Annotated in this window: 19 protein-coding genes; 8 read left to right on the top strand and 11 right to left on the bottom strand. The window is 61.7% G+C overall.

Going from position 1 to position 20,481, the window contains the following annotated elements; translation table 11 throughout:
* Nucleotides 1-5 precede the first annotated feature (5 nt).
* On the bottom strand, nucleotides 6-971 hold the full coding sequence (locus ACYQ1P_RS04920) for an NADPH:quinone oxidoreductase family protein (protein ID WP_460019231.1): 966 nt from the start codon (nucleotides 969-971) through the stop codon (nucleotides 6-8).
* An 83-nt stretch (nucleotides 972-1,054) separates the two neighbouring features.
* On the opposite strand from ACYQ1P_RS04920, the gene ACYQ1P_RS04915 reads away from it, so the two are divergent.
* From ACYQ1P_RS04915 to ACYQ1P_RS04905, 3 genes are all read left to right on the top strand, one after another.
* Nucleotides 1,055-1,603 (top strand): RNA methyltransferase, encoded by a 549-nt coding sequence (locus ACYQ1P_RS04915; protein ID WP_460019230.1) that lies wholly within the window; start codon nucleotides 1,055-1,057, stop codon nucleotides 1,601-1,603.
* 145 nt (nucleotides 1,604-1,748) lie between these two features.
* Complete coding sequence (acnA, locus tag ACYQ1P_RS04910) at nucleotides 1,749-4,430, top strand: aconitate hydratase AcnA (RefSeq protein WP_460019229.1); 2,682 nt, start codon at nucleotides 1,749-1,751, stop codon at nucleotides 4,428-4,430.
* 4 nt (nucleotides 4,431-4,434) lie between these two features.
* On the top strand, nucleotides 4,435-4,983 hold the full coding sequence (locus tag ACYQ1P_RS04905; protein ID WP_460019228.1) for a hypothetical protein: 549 nt from the start codon (nucleotides 4,435-4,437) through the stop codon (nucleotides 4,981-4,983).
* Nucleotides 4,984-5,206: 223 nt separating this feature from the next.
* On the opposite strand, the gene leuB is transcribed toward ACYQ1P_RS04905, so the two are convergent.
* The gene (gene leuB, locus ACYQ1P_RS04900) at nucleotides 5,207-6,319 is read right to left on the bottom strand and encodes a 3-isopropylmalate dehydrogenase (protein ID WP_460019227.1); all 1,113 of its coding nucleotides are present in this window, start codon (nucleotides 6,317-6,319) and stop codon (nucleotides 5,207-5,209) included.
* Between the two features lie 299 nt (nucleotides 6,320-6,618).
* Here leuB and ACYQ1P_RS04895 point away from each other — a divergent pair, with 299 nt between their 5' ends.
* Both ACYQ1P_RS04895 and ACYQ1P_RS04890 read left to right on the top strand, forming a co-directional pair.
* Entirely contained in the window at nucleotides 6,619-7,587 is a 969-nt protein-coding gene (locus tag ACYQ1P_RS04895; protein ID WP_460019226.1) for an EDSAP-1 family PEP-CTERM protein, read from the top strand.
* A gap of 275 nt (nucleotides 7,588-7,862) precedes the next feature.
* Nucleotides 7,863-8,786, top strand: a complete 924-nt coding sequence (locus ACYQ1P_RS04890) for an EDSAP-1 family PEP-CTERM protein (protein ID WP_460019225.1) — start codon at nucleotides 7,863-7,865, stop codon at nucleotides 8,784-8,786.
* A gap of 74 nt (nucleotides 8,787-8,860) precedes the next feature.
* Here ACYQ1P_RS04890 and leuD read toward each other — a convergent pair whose 3' ends face one another.
* Both leuD and ACYQ1P_RS04880 read right to left on the bottom strand, forming a co-directional pair.
* Nucleotides 8,861-9,466 carry a 3-isopropylmalate dehydratase small subunit gene (gene leuD / locus ACYQ1P_RS04885; protein WP_460019224.1) on the bottom strand — a complete coding sequence of 202 codons (606 nt, stop codon included), beginning with the start codon at nucleotides 9,464-9,466 and terminating at the stop codon, nucleotides 8,861-8,863.
* 136 nt (nucleotides 9,467-9,602) lie between these two features.
* Nucleotides 9,603-10,019 (bottom strand): hypothetical protein, encoded by a 417-nt coding sequence (locus ACYQ1P_RS04880; protein WP_460019223.1) that lies wholly within the window; start codon nucleotides 10,017-10,019, stop codon nucleotides 9,603-9,605.
* 212 nt (nucleotides 10,020-10,231) lie between these two features.
* Between ACYQ1P_RS04880 and ACYQ1P_RS04875 the strand changes: the two genes are divergently transcribed.
* Nucleotides 10,232-11,194 carry a trypsin-like serine protease gene (locus ACYQ1P_RS04875; RefSeq protein ID WP_460019222.1) on the top strand — a complete coding sequence of 321 codons (963 nt, stop codon included), beginning with the start codon at nucleotides 10,232-10,234 and terminating at the stop codon, nucleotides 11,192-11,194.
* Here ACYQ1P_RS04875 and ACYQ1P_RS04870 read toward each other — a convergent pair.
* The gene (locus tag ACYQ1P_RS04870; RefSeq protein ID WP_460019221.1) at nucleotides 11,169-11,462 is read right to left on the bottom strand and encodes a 4a-hydroxytetrahydrobiopterin dehydratase; all 294 of its coding nucleotides are present in this window, start codon (nucleotides 11,460-11,462) and stop codon (nucleotides 11,169-11,171) included. The two genes, ACYQ1P_RS04875 and ACYQ1P_RS04870, sit on opposite strands and share 26 nt — an antisense overlap.
* 54 nt (nucleotides 11,463-11,516) lie before the next feature.
* On the opposite strand from ACYQ1P_RS04870, the gene ACYQ1P_RS04865 reads away from it, so the two are divergent.
* Together ACYQ1P_RS04865 and ACYQ1P_RS04860 are read left to right on the top strand one after the other, a co-directional pair.
* Entirely contained in the window at nucleotides 11,517-11,915 is a 399-nt protein-coding gene (locus ACYQ1P_RS04865) for a metallopeptidase family protein (protein WP_460019220.1), read from the top strand.
* Complete coding sequence (locus ACYQ1P_RS04860) at nucleotides 11,912-14,332, top strand: Lon protease family protein (protein ID WP_460019219.1); 2,421 nt, start codon at nucleotides 11,912-11,914, stop codon at nucleotides 14,330-14,332. Before ACYQ1P_RS04865 ends, ACYQ1P_RS04860 begins: the two co-directional genes overlap by 4 nt.
* Nucleotides 14,333-14,360: 28 nt before the next feature.
* Here ACYQ1P_RS04860 and ACYQ1P_RS04855 read toward each other — a convergent pair whose 3' ends face one another.
* Genes ACYQ1P_RS04855 through ACYQ1P_RS04830 form a run of 6 tightly spaced genes read right to left on the bottom strand, consistent with a single transcriptional unit; the run spans nucleotide 14,361 to nucleotide 20,479 of the window.
* Complete coding sequence (locus ACYQ1P_RS04855; RefSeq protein WP_460019218.1) at nucleotides 14,361-15,860, bottom strand: carboxypeptidase M32; 1,500 nt, start codon at nucleotides 15,858-15,860, stop codon at nucleotides 14,361-14,363.
* Nucleotides 15,857-17,179, bottom strand: a complete 1,323-nt coding sequence (locus ACYQ1P_RS04850) for a class I SAM-dependent RNA methyltransferase (protein ID WP_460019217.1) — start codon at nucleotides 17,177-17,179, stop codon at nucleotides 15,857-15,859. Before ACYQ1P_RS04850 ends, ACYQ1P_RS04855 begins: the two co-directional genes overlap by 4 nt.
* A complete protein-coding gene (locus ACYQ1P_RS04845) occupies nucleotides 17,176-17,772 on the bottom strand; it encodes an ABC-type transport auxiliary lipoprotein family protein (RefSeq protein WP_460019216.1) in 597 nt (198 codons plus the stop codon). Before ACYQ1P_RS04845 ends, ACYQ1P_RS04850 begins: the two co-directional genes overlap by 4 nt.
* A gap of 30 nt (nucleotides 17,773-17,802) precedes the next feature.
* Entirely contained in the window at nucleotides 17,803-18,804 is a 1,002-nt protein-coding gene (locus tag ACYQ1P_RS04840; RefSeq protein WP_460019215.1) for an MlaD family protein, read from the bottom strand.
* Nucleotides 18,801-19,658, bottom strand: a complete 858-nt coding sequence (locus tag ACYQ1P_RS04835) for an ABC transporter ATP-binding protein (RefSeq protein ID WP_460019214.1) — start codon at nucleotides 19,656-19,658, stop codon at nucleotides 18,801-18,803. The genes ACYQ1P_RS04840 and ACYQ1P_RS04835 overlap by 4 nt, the downstream gene beginning before the upstream one ends.
* The gene (locus tag ACYQ1P_RS04830) at nucleotides 19,655-20,479 is read right to left on the bottom strand and encodes an MlaE family ABC transporter permease (RefSeq protein WP_460019213.1); all 825 of its coding nucleotides are present in this window, start codon (nucleotides 20,477-20,479) and stop codon (nucleotides 19,655-19,657) included. Before ACYQ1P_RS04830 ends, ACYQ1P_RS04835 begins: the two co-directional genes overlap by 4 nt.
* Nucleotides 20,480-20,481: the final 2 nt, after the last annotated feature.

Here is a 20,481-nt window from a genome sequence, read left to right as displayed (position 1 = left end):
ACGGCTCACATCTCCAACACGATCTTGCCGCTCTCACGGCGCGACAGCAGGGTCTCCAGCGCGCTCACCGCCTCGGCCAGCGGAAAGGTCCGGGCCACATGGGGGCGCAGGTTCCAGCCCAATACTTCGTCAAGCGAGCGGCGGACGGCTTCCGGGTCATGCTTGCGCCAACCGGTCCAGGTGAACCCGATAGCGGTCAGATTCTTGACCAACAGATGGTTGGCCGGAATTTGCTGCACCTCCCCGGCGGCGAATCCGATGATCAGCAGCCGCGCCCCCGGGGCGACGCAGCGCAGGGAGGTTTCCCAGGTCTGGCCGCCCACCGGGTCATAGACCACATCGGCCCCGCGCCCGTCGGTCAGCGCCTTGACCCGCTCGCGAATGTCCTCTGTCCGATAATCAATCAGGTGATCGGCCCCCGCCGCCTGGGCGACGGCCAGCTTCTCCGGCCCTCCGGCGGTGGCGATGACCATGGCTCCGGCCCGCTTGCCGATTTCCACCGCCGTCAGCCCGACGCCGCCCGCCGCCCCATGCACCAGCAGCACCTCGCCCGCCTGCAAACGGGCCCGGTCGGTCAGCGCCAGGTGAGAGGTGCCATAAGCCACCGGAAAGGCCGCCCCTTCATTGAAACTCAAGGACTCCGGGAGCCGATGGACCTGGCCCACCGGGGCAACGGCCTGTTCCGCCCAGCCGCCGTCATCAAGCATCGCCACGACCCGTTCCCCGACGCTCCAGCCGGTCACATCCGGGGCCACCTCCAGGATCTCTCCGGCGATCTCGAATCCGGGGACGAAGGGCGGCGGGGGGCGGTGCTGATAGCGACCCTGGGTGATCAGGCTGTCGGCGAAATTCAATCCGGCGGCGCGCACCCCGATGCGCAGATGACCGGCGGGCAAGGCTGGCTCCGGCACCTCGGCCAAATGGAGGACCTTTTCATACGATCCCAGTTCGCGGCAGATCATGGCGCGCATGGAGAGGGGCTCCGTGACTTGATTTCGACGGGTTCTTTCGCCACCCTAACCAGCTTTCAAGGCCAGGGAAACAGGATCATCACATGCGCGGCTATTTCGGAATCGGCGTGGAGGGCATCCACAAGGCCCAGAACGTGGGGGCCTTGATGCGCAGCGCCCATGCCTTCGAGGCCAGTTTCGTGTTCACCATCGCCGCCGCCTACAGCCGTCCCAAGGGCAGTAAGACGGATACCTCGAAGGCCCATACCCAGTTACCGTTCTACAGCTTCCCCGATCTCGACTCGGTGCTGCTGCCGCAAAATTGCGCCCTGGTCGGGGTGGAACTGCTCGATGACGCCATCGACCTGCCGAGCTTTCATCATCCGGCCAACGCGGCCTATGTGCTGGGGGCGGAGCGGGCCAGCCTGTCGCCAGCCCTGGTCGCCCGTTGTGACCATATTCTGAAAATCCCCACCCGCTTCTGTCTCAATGTGGGATTGGCCGGGGCGTTGGTGATGTATGATCGGCTGTTGAGCACCCAGCGTTTTGCACCGCGCCCCGTGCGTTCGGGTGGTCCCACCGAATCGCTGCCGGAACATCGCTTCGGGGGTCGCTATTCGCGCACCGAGAAGTTCCGCGATACCCCGCCTTAGTTTTTGAAATACAAGTATTTTTGGAATTTTGTACGGGGGGAGCATGGGGAATGGGCGTTTTTTCCAGTGCAAGGAGTCTGGACTTCCATCTGTAGACGCGCTAACCCAATGCAGCCCTGTTCCCTACCCGAAAGAGGAGGTTGGTTTGGCCCAATTCGGTCGAGATACCCTCAAGGTCCGTCGCAGCCTGGATGTTGCCGGAAAACGTTACGACTATTTCAGCCTGTCCGCCGCCGCCGAGGCGGGGTTGGGCGATGTCAGCCGTCTGCCCTATTCCATGAAGGTGCTGCTGGAGAATCTGCTGCGCTACGAGGATGACGGCTACACGGTCTCCGTCGCAGATGTGCAGGCAGTCGCCGACTGGCAGAAACAGCGGCGCAGCGACGCCGAGATTGCCTATCGTCCGGCGCGGGTGCTGATGCAGGATTTCACCGGTGTTCCGGCGGTGGTCGATCTGGCCGCCATGCGCGATGCCATGGTCGCCCTGGGCGGCGACCCGGAAAAGATCAACCCTCTGTCGCCGGTGGATCTGGTCATCGACCATTCGGTGATGATTGATTACTACGGCACCAAGGACTCCCTGGGCCAGAACATCGCCAAGGAATTCGAGCGCAACGGCGAACGCTATGCCTTCCTGCGCTGGGGTCAGACGGCGTTCGATAATTTCCGCGTGGTGCCGCCCGGCGCGGGCATCTGCCACCAGATCAATACCGAGCATCTGGCCCGGGTGGTCTGGACCGCCGAGAGCGACGGAGCGACGGTGGCCTATCCCGACACCCTGGTCGGCACCGACAGTCATACCACCATGGTCAACGGTCTGGCGGTGCTGGGCTGGGGCGTCGGCGGCATTGAGGCCGAAGCGGCGATGCTCGGCCAGCCCATTTCCATGCTGGTGCCGGAAGTGGTCGGCTTCAAGCTGACCGGGGCGATGAAAGAGGGGCTGACCGCCACCGATCTGGTATTGACCATTGTTCAGATGCTGCGGGCCCGTGGCGTGGTCGGCAAGTTCGTCGAATTCTTCGGCCCCGGCCTCGATAACCTGACCCTGGCCGACCGGGCGACCATCGCCAACATGGCCCCGGAATATGGCGCCACCTGCGGCATTTTCCCCATCGACGCCGAGACTCTGCGCTATCTGGAACTGTCCGGGCGGCCCGAAGAGACCATCGCCCTGACCGAAGCCTATGCCAAGGCACAGGGTATGTGGCGCGATGCCAATAGCCCGGAGCCGCTGTTCACCGATACCCTGGAATTGGATATCTCGACCATCGAGCCGTCGCTAGCCGGGCCGAAACGGCCGCAGGACCGGGTGGCCCTGTCCAAGGCGGCGGGCTCCTTTGGGACGTTGCTGGACAGCTTGAATATGGACCCGACGCGCCGGGTGGCGGTGGCGGGGACCGACTACGAACTGCGCGACGGCGATGTGGTCATTGCCGCCATCACCTCTTGCACCAACACCTCCAATCCGGGGGTGCTGATGGCCGCTGGGCTATTGGCCAAGAAGGCGGTGGCAAAGGGTCTGCAATCCAAGCCCTGGGTCAAGACCTCGCTGGCTCCGGGCTCGCAGGTGGTCGCCGACTATCTGCAAAAGGCCGGATTGCAGGATGATCTGGACAAGCTGGGATTCACCATTGCGGGTTTCGGCTGCACCACCTGTATCGGCAATTCCGGGCCGCTGAATGCGCCCATCGCGGCGGCGGTGGATGGCAACGACATGGTGGTCACCTCGGTGCTGTCGGGCAATCGCAATTTCGAGGGCCGGGTCAGCCCGCATGTGAAGGCCAACTATCTGGCCTCGCCGCCGCTGGTGGTCGCCTATGCCCTGGCCGGGTCGATGACCCGCGATATCACCACCGAACCGCTGGGCAAAGGATCGGACGGGCAGCCGGTGTACCTGAAGGACATCTGGCCGACCAACGAAGAGATCAAGTCCGCCGTCGCCGCCAACGTCACCCGGCAGATGTTCCAGACCCGCTATGCGGATGTGTTCGCCGGTCCGCCCCAGTGGCAGGCCATCGCCACCACCCCGGGTCAGACCTATGGCTGGGACGATGACAGCACCTATGTGCAGAACCCGCCCTATTTCGAGGGCATGACCATGACCCCTGACGATCTGGCCGAGATTCGGGGGGCGCGTCCGTTGTTGATTCTCGCCGATTCGGTGACCACCGATCACATCTCCCCGGCGGGCGGCTTCAAGCCGGACACCCCGGCCGGCAGCTATTTGATCGAGAATGGCGTTGCTCCGGCGGACTTCAACAGCTACGGGGCGCGGCGCGGCAATCATCAAGTCATGATGCGCGGCACCTTCGCCAACATCCGCATCCGCAACGAGATGGCCCCGGGCACCGAAGGCGGCTGGACCAGGCATCAGCCCTCCGGGGAACAGATGTCGGTCTATGACGCGGCCATGAAGTACAACGCCGAGGGCACCCCGACGGTGGTTGTCGGCGGCAAGGAATACGGCACCGGCTCGTCCCGCGACTGGGCGGCCAAGGGGCCGTACCTGCTGGGCGTCAAGGCGGTGCTGGTGGAGAGCTTCGAACGCATCCACCGGACCAATCTGGTCTGCATGGGCGTGTTGCCGTTGCAGTTCCCCGACGGCATGGACCGCAAGACCCTGAAGCTGGACGGCACCGAGACCTTCGACATTCTGGGCACCGGCGACGGCATCACGCCGCGCCAGAATGTTGCAGTAAGGATCACCCGCGCCAATGGTGCCTCGGAGGAGATATCGGTGCTCTGCCGCATCGACACCGCCAACGAGGTCGATTACTACAAGCACGGCGGCATCCTGCGCTATGTGCTGCGCCAGATGAACGGGTGACGTCGTGGCCGAGCCCAAAAAAGCCAAGCCGCCCGCCGCCAAGCCGCCGCCCAAGGAAGAGCCGGTTCGCGAGGAGGAGCCCGATCGGGCATCCGAACTGGACGAGGCGACCCATCGCGAAATGATCGCCCTGTACGAAGAGGCGGCGCGCAGCATCCGCTTCGGGAAGATCATGCAGTGGGTCACCGTCTGGGGCACCCTGCTCGGCGATGCCGCCCTGGTTCACTTTTACCAAAGCGCGGTGGGGCCGGGCATGGGCAAGGCCAACGCCCTGCTCGCCAATCAGCTGACCGGCGCGGCCATTTTCGCCGTCTCGGTGAGCATCTTCCTGCTGGTCCTGTTCCAGATCTGGCAGCATAACGAGAACTGCAAGATCGCCGCCCTGTCACCGCGCATGTCCACCGCCTGGACCAAGGTGCGCAAGGCCAAGTCACGGCTGGAAGGCAATATCCACCGCTATATCATTCTGGCCGTCTTGATGCTCACGCTGGTGCTGGGCAACGTCATCACCGTGTTGCTGCTCGACCATATGCAGGCGGTCGCCGGAAGATGAAACGAAAAGGAGGCGGTCGGGGGTAACCGCCTCCTCCAGTCTCGTGAACCGGGACGTCCCTTCTTCCATGGATCGAAAAAGAAGCGCCGCCGCCGGATCGGCAGACCCCTTCAAGGAGGGGATCTGCTCTATATGTAATTATATAACATCGCAGAGATTGAATTCAAGAGACATTTCAAGAAACAACTTATCTCGTTGAACTTTATGAAATTTATAGCTCGACTCAGGCGGCCATTTTGTCCAGTTCCCGAATCAGCGATTCACCCATGACACTGGTCGAAACCTTGGCCATGCCGTCCTGCATGATATCGGCGGTGCGCAGGCCGCTATCGAGCAGGTTGGTGACCGCCTGATCAATCATGTCGGCATCTTCGGCCAGGTCGAAGGAATATCGCAGCATCATGGAGAAGCTGAGCAGGGTGGCCAGCGGGTTGGCCAGATCCTTGCCCGCGATGTCCGGGGCCGAGCCGTGCACCGGTTCGTACATGGCCCGGCGGCGCCCGCTTTCGTCGGCTCCGCCGAGGCTGGCCGAGGGCAGCATGCCCAGCGATCCGGTGAGCATGGCGGCGCAATCGGACAGCAGGTCGCCGAACAGGTTGTCGGTGAGGATGACATCGAATTGCTTGGGCCAGCGGACCAGCTGCATGGCGCAGTTGTCGGCATACATGTGATGCAGTTCCACGTCGGCATAATGGGCGGCATGCAGGGCCGTGACTTCCTTGCGCCAGAAAATGCCGCTTTCCATGACGTTGGCTTTTTCCACCGAATGCACCTTGTTGCCGCGCTTGCGGGCCAGTTCGAAGGCGACCTCGGACACCCGGGCGATTTCCTTGTCCGTATAGACCTGGGTGTCGAAGCCGCGCCGGGTGCCGTCAGGCAGGGTTTCCTCGCCGCGCGGCTGGCCGAAATAGACCCCGGCGGTCAGTTCGCGGACGATCATGATATCGAGCCCGGAGACGATCTCCGGCTTCAGGGTCGAGGCCCCGACCAGCGGCGGAAAGACCATCGCCGGTCGCAGGTTGGCGAACAGGTCCATTTCCTTGCGCAGGCGCAGCAACCCGGCTTCCGGGCGATGCTCGCGCGCCACGTTGTCCCACTTGGGGCCGCCGACGGCCCCCAGCAGCACCGCGTCGGCTTCCATGGCCTGCTGCATGTCGTGGTCGGAAATGGCCACCCCGTGGGCGTCATAGGCGGCCCCGCCGACCAGTCCGTTCTTGACGTCGAAGGTGACGCTGCGGCGCTTGTCCATCCAGTCGATCACCCGGCGCACCTGGGCCATCACCTCGGGGCCGATCCCATCGCCCGGCAGCATCAAAAGGGTCTTGTTGGCGGTCATGTTGGATATCCTTTCTCTTCGACGAAGGTCCTCTGATACCCGATCTCGGGGCTGCGGTCCAGGGGAGCGACCCATCCGTTTCGAAGGTGTAAGAATCATCAGACTCTTGCCCCCCATGAGTCGGAATTTTTTACATCATTGTGACGCAGTATCGGGAAATTCGGCCGAGGCGGCGCATTTAATGCGCTGATTGCAAATGATAACTTTATTTTGGCATGATATATGCTAAGCTTATTCCAGGTTGTGACGTGGATGCCCCATTCCTGCGTTGTTTTTAGAATGGGGACGGAGGTGAGAAAATGTTTGATTTCAAGAAGCCCCTGATCATCGGCCTGCTCGGCTGTGGCGCCCTGGGCGTTTTGGTCCCGACGGCCAAGGCGGACCCGACGTCCTTCGGCAGCATGAGCGTCTCCGATGTCCTTCTGATCCTCAACACGGTGGCTGGACCGCAGGCGCTTGATGAGTCGAACAGCTCCAATCGGACGGAAAACACCACAAGCCAGTCCAACAGCAATGCGCCCGGTGCCCAGGAGTCCGATGCCAACGGCTACCGAACCTGCGTCGGCATTCCCGTTTTCCTGAGTTCCTGCGCCACCATTAGCGAGGACCAGTTTACCCAGGCGGCGAGCGCGACCAATTTCACCCGCGCCGACACAAGCGCGCGCGGTCAGATCCTTCCCATCCAGGAATCTCTGGGGTCCTTCTCCAGCACCCTGGTTGCTGAAACCAAGCTGCCGTCCGAGGCCGGAAACGCCTCCGCCTCGTCATCAGCCGATATGAACAGTCTTGCCCAGTTCATCTTCACGGCCTCGACCCCGGCAACGGTGACTCTTTCCTTTAGTGCATCCCTGGACCTTTCGGCCAGCGTCGCCGACGGCAATGCCCGTACCGGCGAAGTGGCGGGCGTTCGCTCTCGTTTCAATATCTCCCTGGTCGACAGGACCACGGACGAAACCATTCTCAGCGTCTCGCCGAGTCAGTTGAATGTGGGAAGCGGTGGCACGGACGGGAACACCGATGGCGCGCCGAACGAGGAAATCGTCGTCGCGGATCCGTCCAATCCGGAAGATGTCTACAGCCTGCCGACCACCGAGATCGTCGAGGTCTCTACCGCCGAACTGGTCACCGGTCATCTGTATGAACTGGTCATGACCCAGCAAGTGGAAAGTTACGCTTCGAGCGTTCCCGAGCCCGCCTCCCTGGCCCTGCTGGGCGTCGGTCTGGTCGGCCTGGGCCTGGCCCGTCGCAAGATCCATCTGGCGGCCTGACCAATCTTTCTTTTTTGAGTCATTCAGGGCCGGAGGCGATGGTGTCTCCGGCCTTTTTTGTGTCTGTAAAGTTTTCAAGATTTCCAATCCCATAGAGTCATATTTTTTTACATTTAAAACACCGTGAAACCGCATCCTTGAGCTAGCATGCTTATAAGTATCTGATAAATATAGAAAAAAAATTTTGGCACACCTGATGCATATTTCTTTCTGTCTAGAGTTTCTAGGCCCCCTTTCCAACGGGATCGGGTGATCTGGTTTCGGAGACTATCAAGATGAACATCGCGAATAAGAGCCTGATCGCTGGCTTGCTTGGCCTTTGTGCCCTGAGCGCCGCGACCACCGATGCCCAAGCCAATGCCCTGGCCTACGGGTCCTTTTCCATTTCCAATGCCCAGTTGACCCTGAATACGACATCCGGGCCTCGGCAGTTGGACTTCCTCGACGTCATCCCGACCCTGTTGAACAACTCCACCGAAGCGGCGGGGAGTGTTTCCGGGGCGTCCGCGTCCTCCAGCAACGGCACCATGGCCTGTGTTGGCTCCTGTGCCGGGATCGCCCAGAATACCTTTACCCAGGCGGCGGTGAGCCCGACTTTCAGTCGCGCCGATACCAACCTGAGCGGGAGCTTGATCTCTTCGTTCGGTGTTCCGAGTTCGGTCACCAGCCAAGTCGTCAGTGAGACCTCGCTGGCCGCCCGGTTGCCGGCCTTGACCGGCTCCGCCAATGCGGACACCGGCAATACCTCGCAGATGGTGTTCTACTCGCAATTTCCGGGGACGCTGACCTTCTCCTTCGATGCGGCCATGACGCTGGTCGCCGACATTACCGGTGCCCACGCCCTTCCCGGTGAATTGGCGCGGGTGACCACCCGGTTTGCCATCTCGCTGGTGGATTACACCACGGGACAGACTCTGCTGAACTACGCTCCGAGTGCGTTGAACCGCGGAACCGGCGGCAGCTTGCCGGTGCTGGCCACGGTCTGGACCAACCCGCTGGCCACCTACAGCTTGCCGACCACGTCCTTTGCGACGTCCACCAATGTGGAATTGGCCAACGGCCACCTGTATTCGCTGACTATCGTGCATCAGGTCAACACCAACGCCACGGCGGTGCCCGAGCCCGCTTCCCTGGCCCTGATGGGCGTCGGCCTGATGGGCCTGGGTCTGGCCCGTCGCAAGGCGCGTAAGGTTGCCTGATCCGCAGATTGAATGTTGACAAAAAAAGGCCGGAAGCGGAAACGCCTCCGGCCTTTTCTCAATGCTTCTTGGTATTAAAGCCAGGGCTGGGCGGTCTGGCGTCCCTGTTCGAAGCCGGAGATCTTGTCGGCCTTTTGCAGAGTGAGGCCGATATCGTCGAGCCCTTCGAGCAGGCAATGCTTGCGGAACGGATCGACCTCGAACGCGATCGAGCCGCCGTCGGGGCCGCTAATGACTTGGTTTTCCAGATCGACGGTGACCGTGGCATTGGCCCCGCGTTCGGCATCCTCCATCAGCTTGTCCACATCTTCCCTGGGCAGGCGGATCGGTAGAATGCCGTTCTTGAAACAGTTATTATAGAATATATCGGCGAACGACGGGGCGATGATCACCCGGATACCGAAATCCAGCAACGCCCAGGGGGCATGTTCGCGCGACGAGCCGCAGCCGAAATTCTCACCTGCCACCAAGATACTGGCCTTGCGATAGGCGGGCTTGTTGAGCACGAAATCGGCGATCTCGTGGCCCTGGTCGTCATAGCGCATCTCGTTGAACAGATTGACGCCAAGTCCGGTCCGTTTGATGGTTTTCAGGAACAGCTTGGGAATGATCATATCCGTGTCGATATTGATCAGCGGCAGGGGAGCCGCAACGCCGGTCAGCTTGGTGAACTTGTCCATGGGTCGTCCTGAATTTGGTGCAGAAAAGGCAGACCTAGCGGATTTTCAGCGATTCCGCAATGAATTCGGGCGCCCCGAAGGACGCCCGTTCAACCGTTTATCGTGGTCCTGCCCGCCAGGCCTTGTGGGAGACCCCTCAGGCGGCTTGATCGACCAACGGATGAATGCGGCTCTCCACATCGGCCACCCAGCGGCGCAACATGGCGAACAGGCGATCGGTCTCGACGATGAAATCCTCGCAATCGTCCTCGGTCATGCCCCGTTCGCACCAGCGATGCAGGTAACTCTGGAAAAACTTTTTCAGTTCCCGCTTGCCGTCCAGGAAGCGACGGGCGGTCGCCTGCACATTCGGGTCTTCATGGATCAACAGGCTGCGGAACAGTCGGCCCTCTTCCATGGCGAAATGGGCGTTGACCATGTCACCCATGTTGATAAACATGTTCTGAACTGTTGCTGTATGGCGCACATGATCACTGCGGATCAGCACCTGTAGAACATCCATCATTTCCAGGATATCCTGGCTTCCCCGCTTTAAATCAAAAAGGGTGCTCATCTCAAAAATCTCCCGAGGCACAAAGTTGAAGCGTTTTTTTATTTTTTATCTTCAATTATTTTGGCGGAATATCATAATTATTGCAAGTCAATATAAGAATTAAAGAAACAAGACTCTTCAGGATATTAAAGATGCCTCTAATATTCAAAAATTCTAATAATAGGGGGGCAGACAGGGTTTCCGCCACCCGGATACCAAGAGGAGTCGAGAGCATGGGACGACTGGGAATTTTAGTGGGGTTGATCTGCCTCCTGGCGCTGCCCGTTGAGGCCGGCAACCCGCTATTGCCGGGCATCAAGGGGGCCGATGACCGGGTCTATCCGCCGAACAGAGAATATCCCTGGAGCACCATCGGTCGTCTGAACAAGCGCACGGGGGGCTTTTGCACCGGTGTGCTGGTCGGTCCGAAAACCGTTCTCACCGCCGCCCATTGCCTGTGGAACAGCCGCACGCTGGATTATCTGCCGCCGGTATCGCTGGATTTCCTGGCCGGATATTCGCGGTCCGAGTATCTGGCCCACGCCAAGGTTACCGCCTTGACGGTAGCCAAGGGCTACAATTACCGGGACAAGAACACCTGGCGCAAAACCGGTCAGGATTGGGCCTTGTTGACCCTCGACCAGGACCTGTCGGCGAAGGCCGGGTTCATGGGGATCGCGGCCTTGGACCGGACAATGTTCGAGGACCTGCAAAAAGGCGGCGCGGTGTTCATCCAGGCGGGCTATTCCCAGGACAAGGCCCATGTGCTGTCGGTGCATTTGGGCTGCCAACTGGAGGGCTTTTCTTACGGGCGTCCGATTCTGCATCACCGCTGCGACGCGGTGCATGGGGATTCGGGCTCGCCGGTGTTTCTGTTCGACGGCAAACGCTTTCAGGTGGCGGCTATTCATGTGGCGACCTGGAAACGCAAAAAAGGTGAATCGGTGGGGCTGGCGGTGCCCGGCAAGACCTTCGCCCGATCCATCCCCGGCCATGGGGAGGACGGACCGCCGCCGGGGCCGGTGCGGGCCGAGGAAACGGCGGCGTTGCTGTTGACCCGTCTTGGTCATTCCCCCGGCGGTGACCTTGCCACCGCCATCCGGGCCTTTCAGAGTCAGCAGCGCATCACGGTTACCGGCGAGCTCAGTTACGAGTTGATCGGGCGCATGATCAGCCGTCTGAAACAGACTCCATGAACCGGGCCAGGGCGATATCCTTTTCCGTGACCCCTCCGGCATCGTGGGTGCTGAGGATGACCCGGACCCGGTTATAGACATTGAACCATTCCGGATGATGGTCGGCCTTTTCCGCCGCCAGGGCGACCCGGCTCATGAATCCAAAGGCTGCATTGAAGTCGGCGAAAGTGTAGGTCTTGGTGAGGGCGTCGCGCCCTTCAACCGCGGACCAACCGGGCAGATCGGCCAAGGCGTCGGCCCGGGCCTGATCGGAAAGAATTTTGCTCATGGCATACTCCTATGATGGATGACCCTTTCCCCCATATTGGTATAAACTTATGGGATGAAAAAGCTTTCTAGGACGGCACCGACTCTGGACGACATCGAAACCTTGGCTCGCGCGGCCTTGGCGACCCTGCCCGAGACATTTCGACATCAGTTGGGTGACGTCGTTCTACGGGTCGAAGACTTTCCGACGCCCGATATTGAGCAGGAAATGCAGTTGGAGAGCCCGTTTGACCTGCTGGGACTCTATCACGGAGTTTCGCTGGATCAGAAAAGCGTTGCCGATCTGCCCTATGGGAATGACATGATCTTCCTCTATCGCCGCCCGCTGCTCGATTATTGGTGCGAAAGCGGCGAGAATTTAAAGCATCTGGTGCGACATGTGCTGATACATGAAATCGGTCATCATTTCGGACTGAGCGACGACGATATGGAACGAATCGAGGAACAGCCATGACCCGTGCCCTTCCCATCGCCCCGGCCCCCCTGACGGCGGACAAGCTCTATACGATCTGCGATCCGGCACGCTTCGATTTCACCACCACCAGCGACCTGGAACCGTTGAACGAATTCGTCGGCCAGGAACGGGCGGTGGCGGCGGTGCGCTTCGCCATCCATATGGACCACCATGGCTACAACCTGTTCGCCCTCGGTCCGCAAGGCACCGGCAAACAGAGTCTGGTGCGCCGCTATCTGGAACAGGCCGCCGAGGAACGCCCGGTGCCCGGCGACTGGTGCTATGTGCACAACTTCGATGATCCGCACAAGCCGCGGGCGCTGGCCCTGCCGGTGGGGCGCGGCCAGGGGTTGGCGCGCGACATGGACCACCTGATCGAGGACCTGCGCGCCGCGCTGCCTGCCGCCTTTGAAAGCGAAAGCTATCAGCATCGCAAGGAGGCCATCGAAAACCAGTACAAGGAACAGCATGAGAAGCGGTTCGGCGACTTTCAGAAAAAAGCCGCCGAACGGGAGGTCGCCCTGATGCGCACCCCCATGGGTCTGGCCCTGGCCCCGATGCAGGACGGCGAGGTCCTGAGTGCCGAGGACTTCAAGAAACTGTCGGAAGCGCAACAGGCGGCATATCGGGAACGGCTGGAAAAATTCCAGGAGGAACTGGAAGAGATGATCTCGGAGATGCCGCGCTGGGAAAAACAGCAGCGGGAAAAACTCCGCGAACTGAACATGGAAACCACCCAGCTTGCTGTCGGTCACCTCATTGACGCCCTGCGCGAGAAATGGGCCGATCTGCCGACCGTGCTCGCCCATCTGGAGGCGGTGCGGGGCGAGGTGGCGGACAATCCGCTGGACTTCCTGCCGACGTCCGACGGGCCGGGAGAGACGGAAGGACGCGGCGGACCCTCTGTGCGGCGCTTCAAGGTCAATCTGCTGGTTGACAACAGCGGCCCTCGGCGCGGCGCGCCGGTGCTCGAAGAGGAGCATCCGACGCTTGGCAACCTTCTCGGAAGAGTCGATCAGGTGTCGCACATGGGCACCTTGATGACCGACTTCAACATGATCAAGCCGGGGGCCTTGCATCGGGCCAACGGCGGCTTTTTGATTCTCGATGCCCGCCGTCTATTGATGCAACCCCTGGCCTGGGAAGCCCTGAAACGGGCCTTGCGCAGCCACCGAATCCGCATCGAAAGTTCTGCTGAGGCCTGGGGATTCAGCGGCGCGGTGACCCTCGAACCGGAGCCCATTCCGCTGGAGGTCAAGGTGGTGCTGGTCGGCGATCCGATGCTGCATTATCTGCTCAGTGAAAACGATCCAGAATTTGGCGAGCTGTTCAAGGTGGCGGCGGATTTCGATGATCGTATGCCACGCAGCGACGACTACATACTATATTATGCGCGGCTCATTGCCGGGGTCTGCGAAAAGGAAAATCTGGCCCATCTGGATGCTGCCGCCGTGGCCCGGGTGATTGAGCATTGCTCCCGGCTGGCCGATGACGCGGAACGGCTGACCGCCCATATGAGCAGCATCGTCGATCTGGTCCGCGAGGCCGCCTATTGGTCCCACCACGAGGGGCGCGGGACGGTCGGCGCCGACCATGTGCAACAGGCCATCGACGCCCGCGAGTTCCGTTCCGACCGCATCCGCGACCGGATCCAGGAGGAAATCGCCCGCGGCACCCTTCTGGTGGAGACCGCAGGGGCGCGGGTCGGGCAGGTCAACGGTCTGGCAGTATTGCAGATGCATGATTTCGTGTTCGGCAAGCCGTCGCGGATTTCCGGTCGGGTGCGCCCCGGGCGCGGCGAAGTCATCGACATCGAACGGGAAGTGGCGCTAGGCGGGCCGCTGCATTCCAAGGGCGTGCTGATTCTCGCCTCCTTCCTCAATCACCGCTATGGGTCCGACCGCCCGCTGTCGCTGGCCGCGACCCTGGTGTTTGAGCAATCCTATGGCGGCATCGAGGGGGATTCCGCCTCTTCGACCGAGCTTTACGTGCTGCTCTCAGCCATCGCCGAGATCCCCATCAAGCAGGGATTGGCGGTCACTGGATCGGTGGATTCCTTCGGGCGGATTCAGGCCATCGGCGGCGTCAACGAGAAGATCGAGGGCTTTTTCGATGTCTGCCGGGCCAAGGGGCTGACCGGTGATCAGGGGGTGCTGATCCCGGCCGCCAACGTCAAACACCTGATGCTGCGTCACGACGTGGTGGCCGCCGCGAGGGCCGGACAGTTCCATATCTATCCGGTGGAGACCGTCGATGAAGGCATCGAACTGTTGACCGGCGTTCCGGCTGGGGAGCCCGATGCCCAGGGCGACTACCCGCTGGACTCCCTCAACTACGCCGTCGGCACCCGGCTGCAACGTATGTCCGGCCTGATGCAGGGCCGCGACAAGGGACAGATCCAGGTCTCCCTCGGATGAGGCCTCCGCCCCCCTCAGGCAAGGCTCGTTACCGGTCCTTTGAGGACAAATAGCGCTCTTGCAGGTGTTGCTTGAAGGGGGCTGTGGAGAGCGTCGCGCCGGTGGCTTGGCGCAGCAGGTCCGGGGCCGACAGCAGGCAGCCCTTGCTGTGCACATGGGTGCGCAACCAGGTCAGCAACGGAATGAAGTCGCCCTCGGAAAGGGCGATCTGCAATTCCGAATCGGCGGCCTTGGCGCTGGCGAACAGTTGGGCCGCCGTCATCGCGCCCAGGGTATAGGTGGGGAAATAGCCCCAGGCCCCGTCGTACCAGTGAATGTCCTGCAAACAGCCCTCCCGGTCGCTGGGCGGGCGGATGCCGAGCAGACGGTCCAGACCGTCGTTCCAGGCGCCGGGCAGATCTTCCACTTCCATCTGGCCGGAAATCAGCGCCTTTTCCAGTTCGTAGCGCAGGATTACATGGGCCGGATAGGTCACCTCGTCCGCATCGACGCGAATGAAGCCCGGCTCGACCCGGGTATAGAGCCGGGCCAGATTGTCGGCGTCCCAGGCCGGGCCGGAGCCGCCCAGTTCCTCGGCGATCAACGGCGCGGCATAGCGCAGGAATTCCGACGAGCGGCAGACTTGCATCTCGATCAGCAGCGACTGGCTTTCATGGATACTCATGCCCATGGCCCCGCCGACCGGCTGATGGGCCCAGGTCTCCGGCAGGCCCATGTCATAAAGCGCGTGGCCGGTCTCGTGCAGCACCCCCATCAAGGAAGAGGTGAAATCCGCCGGGTCGTAGCGGGTGGTCAGCCGCACATCGCCAGTGGTGCCGCTGCAAAAGGGGTGCAGGGAAATGTCCAGTCGGCCATGTTCGAAATCAAACCCCAGTTGCCGCATCAACCGTCGCCCAAGGGCTTCCTGACGTTCCACCGGAAACGGGCCTTCGGGGAACAGCGGGGCGGGGGCGGCGTTCTGTCGCTCCAGCACCTGGCCCAGAAAATCGGGTAAAAAAGATCCCAGATCGGTGAACAATTCGTCGATATGGACCGAACGGGCATCGGGTTCGTATTCGTCCAACAGGGAATCATAGAGCCCGACGCCGAGATGGTCGGATTTGGCCTGCGCCACCTGTCGCACCACGGCGAGGAGTTCACGCAACAACGGCAACACCATCTTGAAATCCGACTCGGCACGGGCCGTGCGCCAGACCCGCTCACAGGCCGAGGCGGCATGGCTCTTGGCCGCCACCAGATCGCTCGGCAACGCGGCGGCGTGCACCCACATGCGCCGCATGCCGGCCAGATTGGCAGCGCGCCAGTCGTCCAGTTCCTCGGTCGCGGCCTCATTGAGCAAGTCTTCCATGTCGGGCGACGCCAACAGGCCGTGCTGGGTAGTTTCCAGCACCGCCAATTGCTCGGCCCGCCCCGCCGCCCCGCCTGCGGGCATCATCACCGACTGGTCCCAGCGCAACACCGCTTCGGCCTCACCCAGCACCAGAATGCGGCGGAACCGCTCGGCCAGTTGATTATAGGCATCCCTCATGAGCTCATTCCTTCACGCTGAAACAGAGCCACGGCTTCCACATGGGCCGACCAGGTGAACTGGTCAACCGGCACCAGCCATTCAAGTCGATAGCCGCCGTCGATCAAAATCCGGGCATCGCGGGCCAAGGTCGCCGGATTGCAGGATACCGCGACCACTCGGGGAATGGCGGAAGGGGCGATTTCGGCCACCTGGGCCGCCGCTCCGGCGCGCGGCGGGTCGAACACCAGCGCCTCCAAACCCTCCAGTTCCGGGCCGGTGAGCGGCTGGCGCTCCAGATCGCGCACCACGGCACGCAGATTGCCGCCCCGGTCGGCGCGTCCTGCTGCCGTCTGAGCGGTGGAAACGGCCAGCGGATCGGATTCGAAGGCTTCGACCACCCGCCCCTTGGCCTGAGTGAGGGCAAGGGCGAAAGTGCCGAAACCGGCATAAAGGTCAGCCACCCGGCGGGCGTTGCCGACCCCTTGCAGCACCAGTTCCTGCAACAACACCTCGCCTTCCCTTGACGGCTGGAGAAAGGCCCCGGCCGTCAACGGGAGCGCCACGCCGCCAAGGGTGATCAACGGCACCCGCCGCTGCACCACCGGCTCCGGCGGGCTGTCATCGGAGCGCCCCCAGTTGAGTCGGGCCAAGTTCTGTTGATCGGCAAACACCGCCAGGGACTCGCGGTCGGCCATGCCGGGGGAGGTATCCCAGAACAAGCTCACATCTGCCCCATTGTCGCAGGCGGTCATCTGCACGGTGCCCTGTTTGGGTTGACCGGTCAGTTGGCTGATCAACTGGCGCAACGGATCAAGTAGGGCTTGCAGTTGCGGCAACAACAAGGGGCAGACCGTCAAATCCACTACCCGGTCACTGCCCCTCCCGTGAAACCCGAGTAGAATTTTACCCCCGGCGCGGACGAAACGCAGACTGGCCCGGCGGCGGGTCCCCGGTCCGACCGAGCGGGTCGGCTCCGGTGTCACAGGGAGGCCGCGTCGGGAAAAGGCCTGGATGAGCATATCGCGCTTCCAGGCGGCAAAGGCGTCGGCCCGCCAATGTTGCAGGGCACAGCCGCCACAGGTGCCGAAATGGGGGCAGGGTGGCACGACCCGATGCGGGCCGGGGGTGAGGATGCGCAGCAGTTCTGCCGCCCAACCGTCCCCGCGCTTGGCCCCCGGGCGGGCTTCCACTTCATCACCGGGTAGAGTCAGGGGAATGAAGAGGCGGCGTCCCTGTGGATCATCGGCCAAACCGTCGCCGCGCCCCCCTAAGCCGGACACGGTCACAATGACCGGAGCGGCCAGCGGTTGCTTGCGGGGCGCGGGCCGATGTTTCACTTGCTTTTCACGTCCTCCAGGAACTGCGCATAGGCCCGGGACAGGCTCTCGTTCAGGGCGCTGACCACCTCGGGCACCGACTCGCCGCTGGCTGAAATTTCCTGGCTGTAAATGCCGTGATGCAGCAGTTCGTCGTTGTTGGCCCGGCGCAGGATCAACTCGATTTGCAGGACGCCCTTTGTGGTGCTGCCGAGCACCTGTTCCAGCCGCTGAATGCGCCCGGTGATTACGAAATCCGCATCGGCCCGCAATTCCGGGGTGACCACCAGCTTGGCCAGTTGGGCGGCGCGCAGGAAATCAACCATGCGATCCTGCAACATCGCGCCGGGGCTTTCTTCCCAGAAATGGTAGTGATAGGCATGGGCCTGACTGGCATCATTGCTGTCGCTGTAGACGATGGGTCGCTGGGCGGCCAGACCGACGGCGGTGAAGCGTTCCACCTCCAAGGTGCCGTCCAACAGCGGTGCGGACAAGGCAACGGGCTGGCCTGGGTCCAGGCGATAGAAATGGTCACGGGGCACGTCCGGTTGTGCACAGGCGGTGAAAAGCACCGTTAGGCCCAGGACCGCCCACCAGGCTGTCAGTCTCCGCATGGAAATATCCCCCTTCTCATTCGCTCGCGCCTACTTGGCCGCCTCGTCCGTCGGTGGTTTGCCGCCCAGCAGCAGACCCGGATTCTGACGGATCTGGCGGCTGAATTCGTTCATGTTGCGGGCCGCGCCCTCCAGATTTTGATTCACTGAATCGATATGCCGCGACACGGAATCCATGGAATAGCGCAGGTCCTCGACGGTCTCGTTCAAGGCCGTGCGATTGTCGGCCACCGCCAACCCCGCCTCTTCGAGCACATGGTCGAGCTTGACCCGAGTGCCGCGCAACTCGTCGGACAGCGCCGCCATGTTGCGCGCCATTTTGCGGAAATCGGTCACCCCCTGGTCCACATTGCCCAGCATGCCATCGGCGCTGCCCGCCATAGTGCGCACATCGGCCGAGGCGGCCTTGATGTTGGAGACGATGTTTTGCAGGTCGCTGACCATGGCCGGAAGGGACGTATTGACCTGCAGGGCCACTTCCCGGAAATCCTTGATCATGGCCTTGCCGTCGCCGTGCACCAGTTCGTTGACCCCAAGCACCGTCTCCTGCAACGAAACAAGCAGTGGCTTGAGGCTGTTTTCGGCCAGATCGCCGACGGTGGTCGCCATGTCCGCCATGACGGCGAACATGTCCGCCGACTCGGCACTGAGGATCTGCGCGCCCGGTTTATGATTTTCCTGTTTCACCCCGGCCGTGATGCCCAGACTCTTGGCGGCCAGCAGCCCGGACGCCTGGGGGCGGATGAAACTGTCATCGGGAATTTTCCAACCCTCGATCACTGACAGATCGACCTTGAAACGCATCCGTCCGTCTTCCTCGACCGGGGTCACATCCTCCACCTGGCCGATGATGTAGCCCTCATAGAGCACCTGGGTGCCGAACTTGATGCCGTTGACGTTGCCCAGCATGGTGTAATAGCTATCCACAGATCCGGTGCGTCCGGTCAGCAGGGCCAGGGAGGCGATCAGGCCGACCAGAATGATCAGGACGAATCCCCCCACCAGCAGATAATTGACTTTGTTGTTCCTCATAGCGGCGTGCTTCCCCCCCGGTCGGCCTCGGTCTCCACGTCCATTCCGGTCAGACGATGCAGATAGGCGTCGATATCGAGCACCTCTTCTTCCGTGCGCCGGTTCAACAGATTTTGAATACGTTCACTGGGATGATTGTGCAATTCCTCCACCGTGCCGATGAACAGAATATGACCCTTGTCCAGCACGGTCACCCGGTCGGCGATCTTGAACGCGCTCTCCAGCTCATGGGTCACCACCACAATGGTCATGCGCATGGCATCGCGCAGGGTCAGGATCAAATCGTCCAGGGCCGAGGAAACCACCGGATCAAGCCCGGCAGAGGGCTCATCGAAGAATAGCAGCTTGGGGTCCATGATGATGGCCCGGGCCACGGCGGCCCGCTTGATCATGCCGCCGGACAGTTCGGACGGCATCAGGTTCTCGAACCCGGCCAGACTGACCACTTCGAGCTTCATGCGGGCCATGATCTCCATGGTGCTGCGGTCGAGCTTGGTATGTTCGTAGAGCGGCAGCATGATGTTCTCGCCCACCGTCATGGAGCTGAACAAGGCCCCCGATTGGAAGGCGACGCCCATCTTTTTGCGCAGTTCCTGGAATTCCAGCGGCGTCAGCTGGTCAATATCCTGGCCGAGCAGGCGGATGGTGCCGGAGGTCTTGGTTTCCAGGGCCATCAGATAGCGCAGCAGGGTGCTCTTGCCGGAACCCGAACCGCCCATGATGACCATGATCTCGCCCTGGCGCACATCCATGTCGACGCCCTTGAGAATCTGCCGTTCCCCGTAATGGGTGACCAGGTTTTCCACCTCGATCACCTTGGGCAATTGCTGAATCTGTTCGGCGGTCATTTTCATCGGGTCACCATGAAGGCAAACAGCATGTCGGTGACCACGATGGCCGAGATGGCATGGACCACCGAACGGGTGGTGTAGCGCCCGACACCCTCGGCACCGCCCGCCACGGCGGCCCCGTTGACCACGCCGACCAGGGTCACGAGCACGGCGAAAATGGCGCTCTTGCCCAGGCCATGCCAGACATCGTTGGGCGACAGAATGGAGATCAGATCGTCCGCATAAGCCGACAGGGAGATGCCCAGATCGGCGGAGATATAGAGACCGGCAGCGAGCAATCCAATCATGTCACCAAAGAAAGTCAGGGCGGGCAGCATGACCAGCATGGCGACCAGCGCCGGAACCACCATGAAACGCACCGGTTCGATTCCCATGACCCGCAGGGCGTCCAGTTCCTGACTGATTTTCATGATGCCGATGCGCGCCGCCAGGGCCGACCCGGAACGTCCGGCGATCAGAATGCCGGTGATCAACGGCGAGAATTCACGCACCATGGAATAGGCGACGCCGATGGTGACCTTTGATTCGGCCCCGAACACCCGCAGGGTATAGATGCCTTGAATGGCCAGCATGACGCCAATGGTGGCGGTCAGCACAGCGACGATGGGAATGGCCCCGATACCCACCTCGACCATCTGCACGATGATGGCGTCCGGGCGCACCGGCTGTTTGCGCTTCGGTCCCATGACCAGCCAGAACAGGGATTCGCCGAGCAATGCCCCGCCGTGACCGAGTTCCTCGATTCCGGCACAGGTGGACCGACCAACCTTTTCGAGCAAGGCCCTGGTGCGCGCTCCGGCGCTGATGCGTTCCCCCGCCGCCATGT

The organism is Magnetospira thiophila (assembly GCF_054657015.1).
This window is presented reverse-complemented; position numbering and strand designations above follow the sequence as displayed.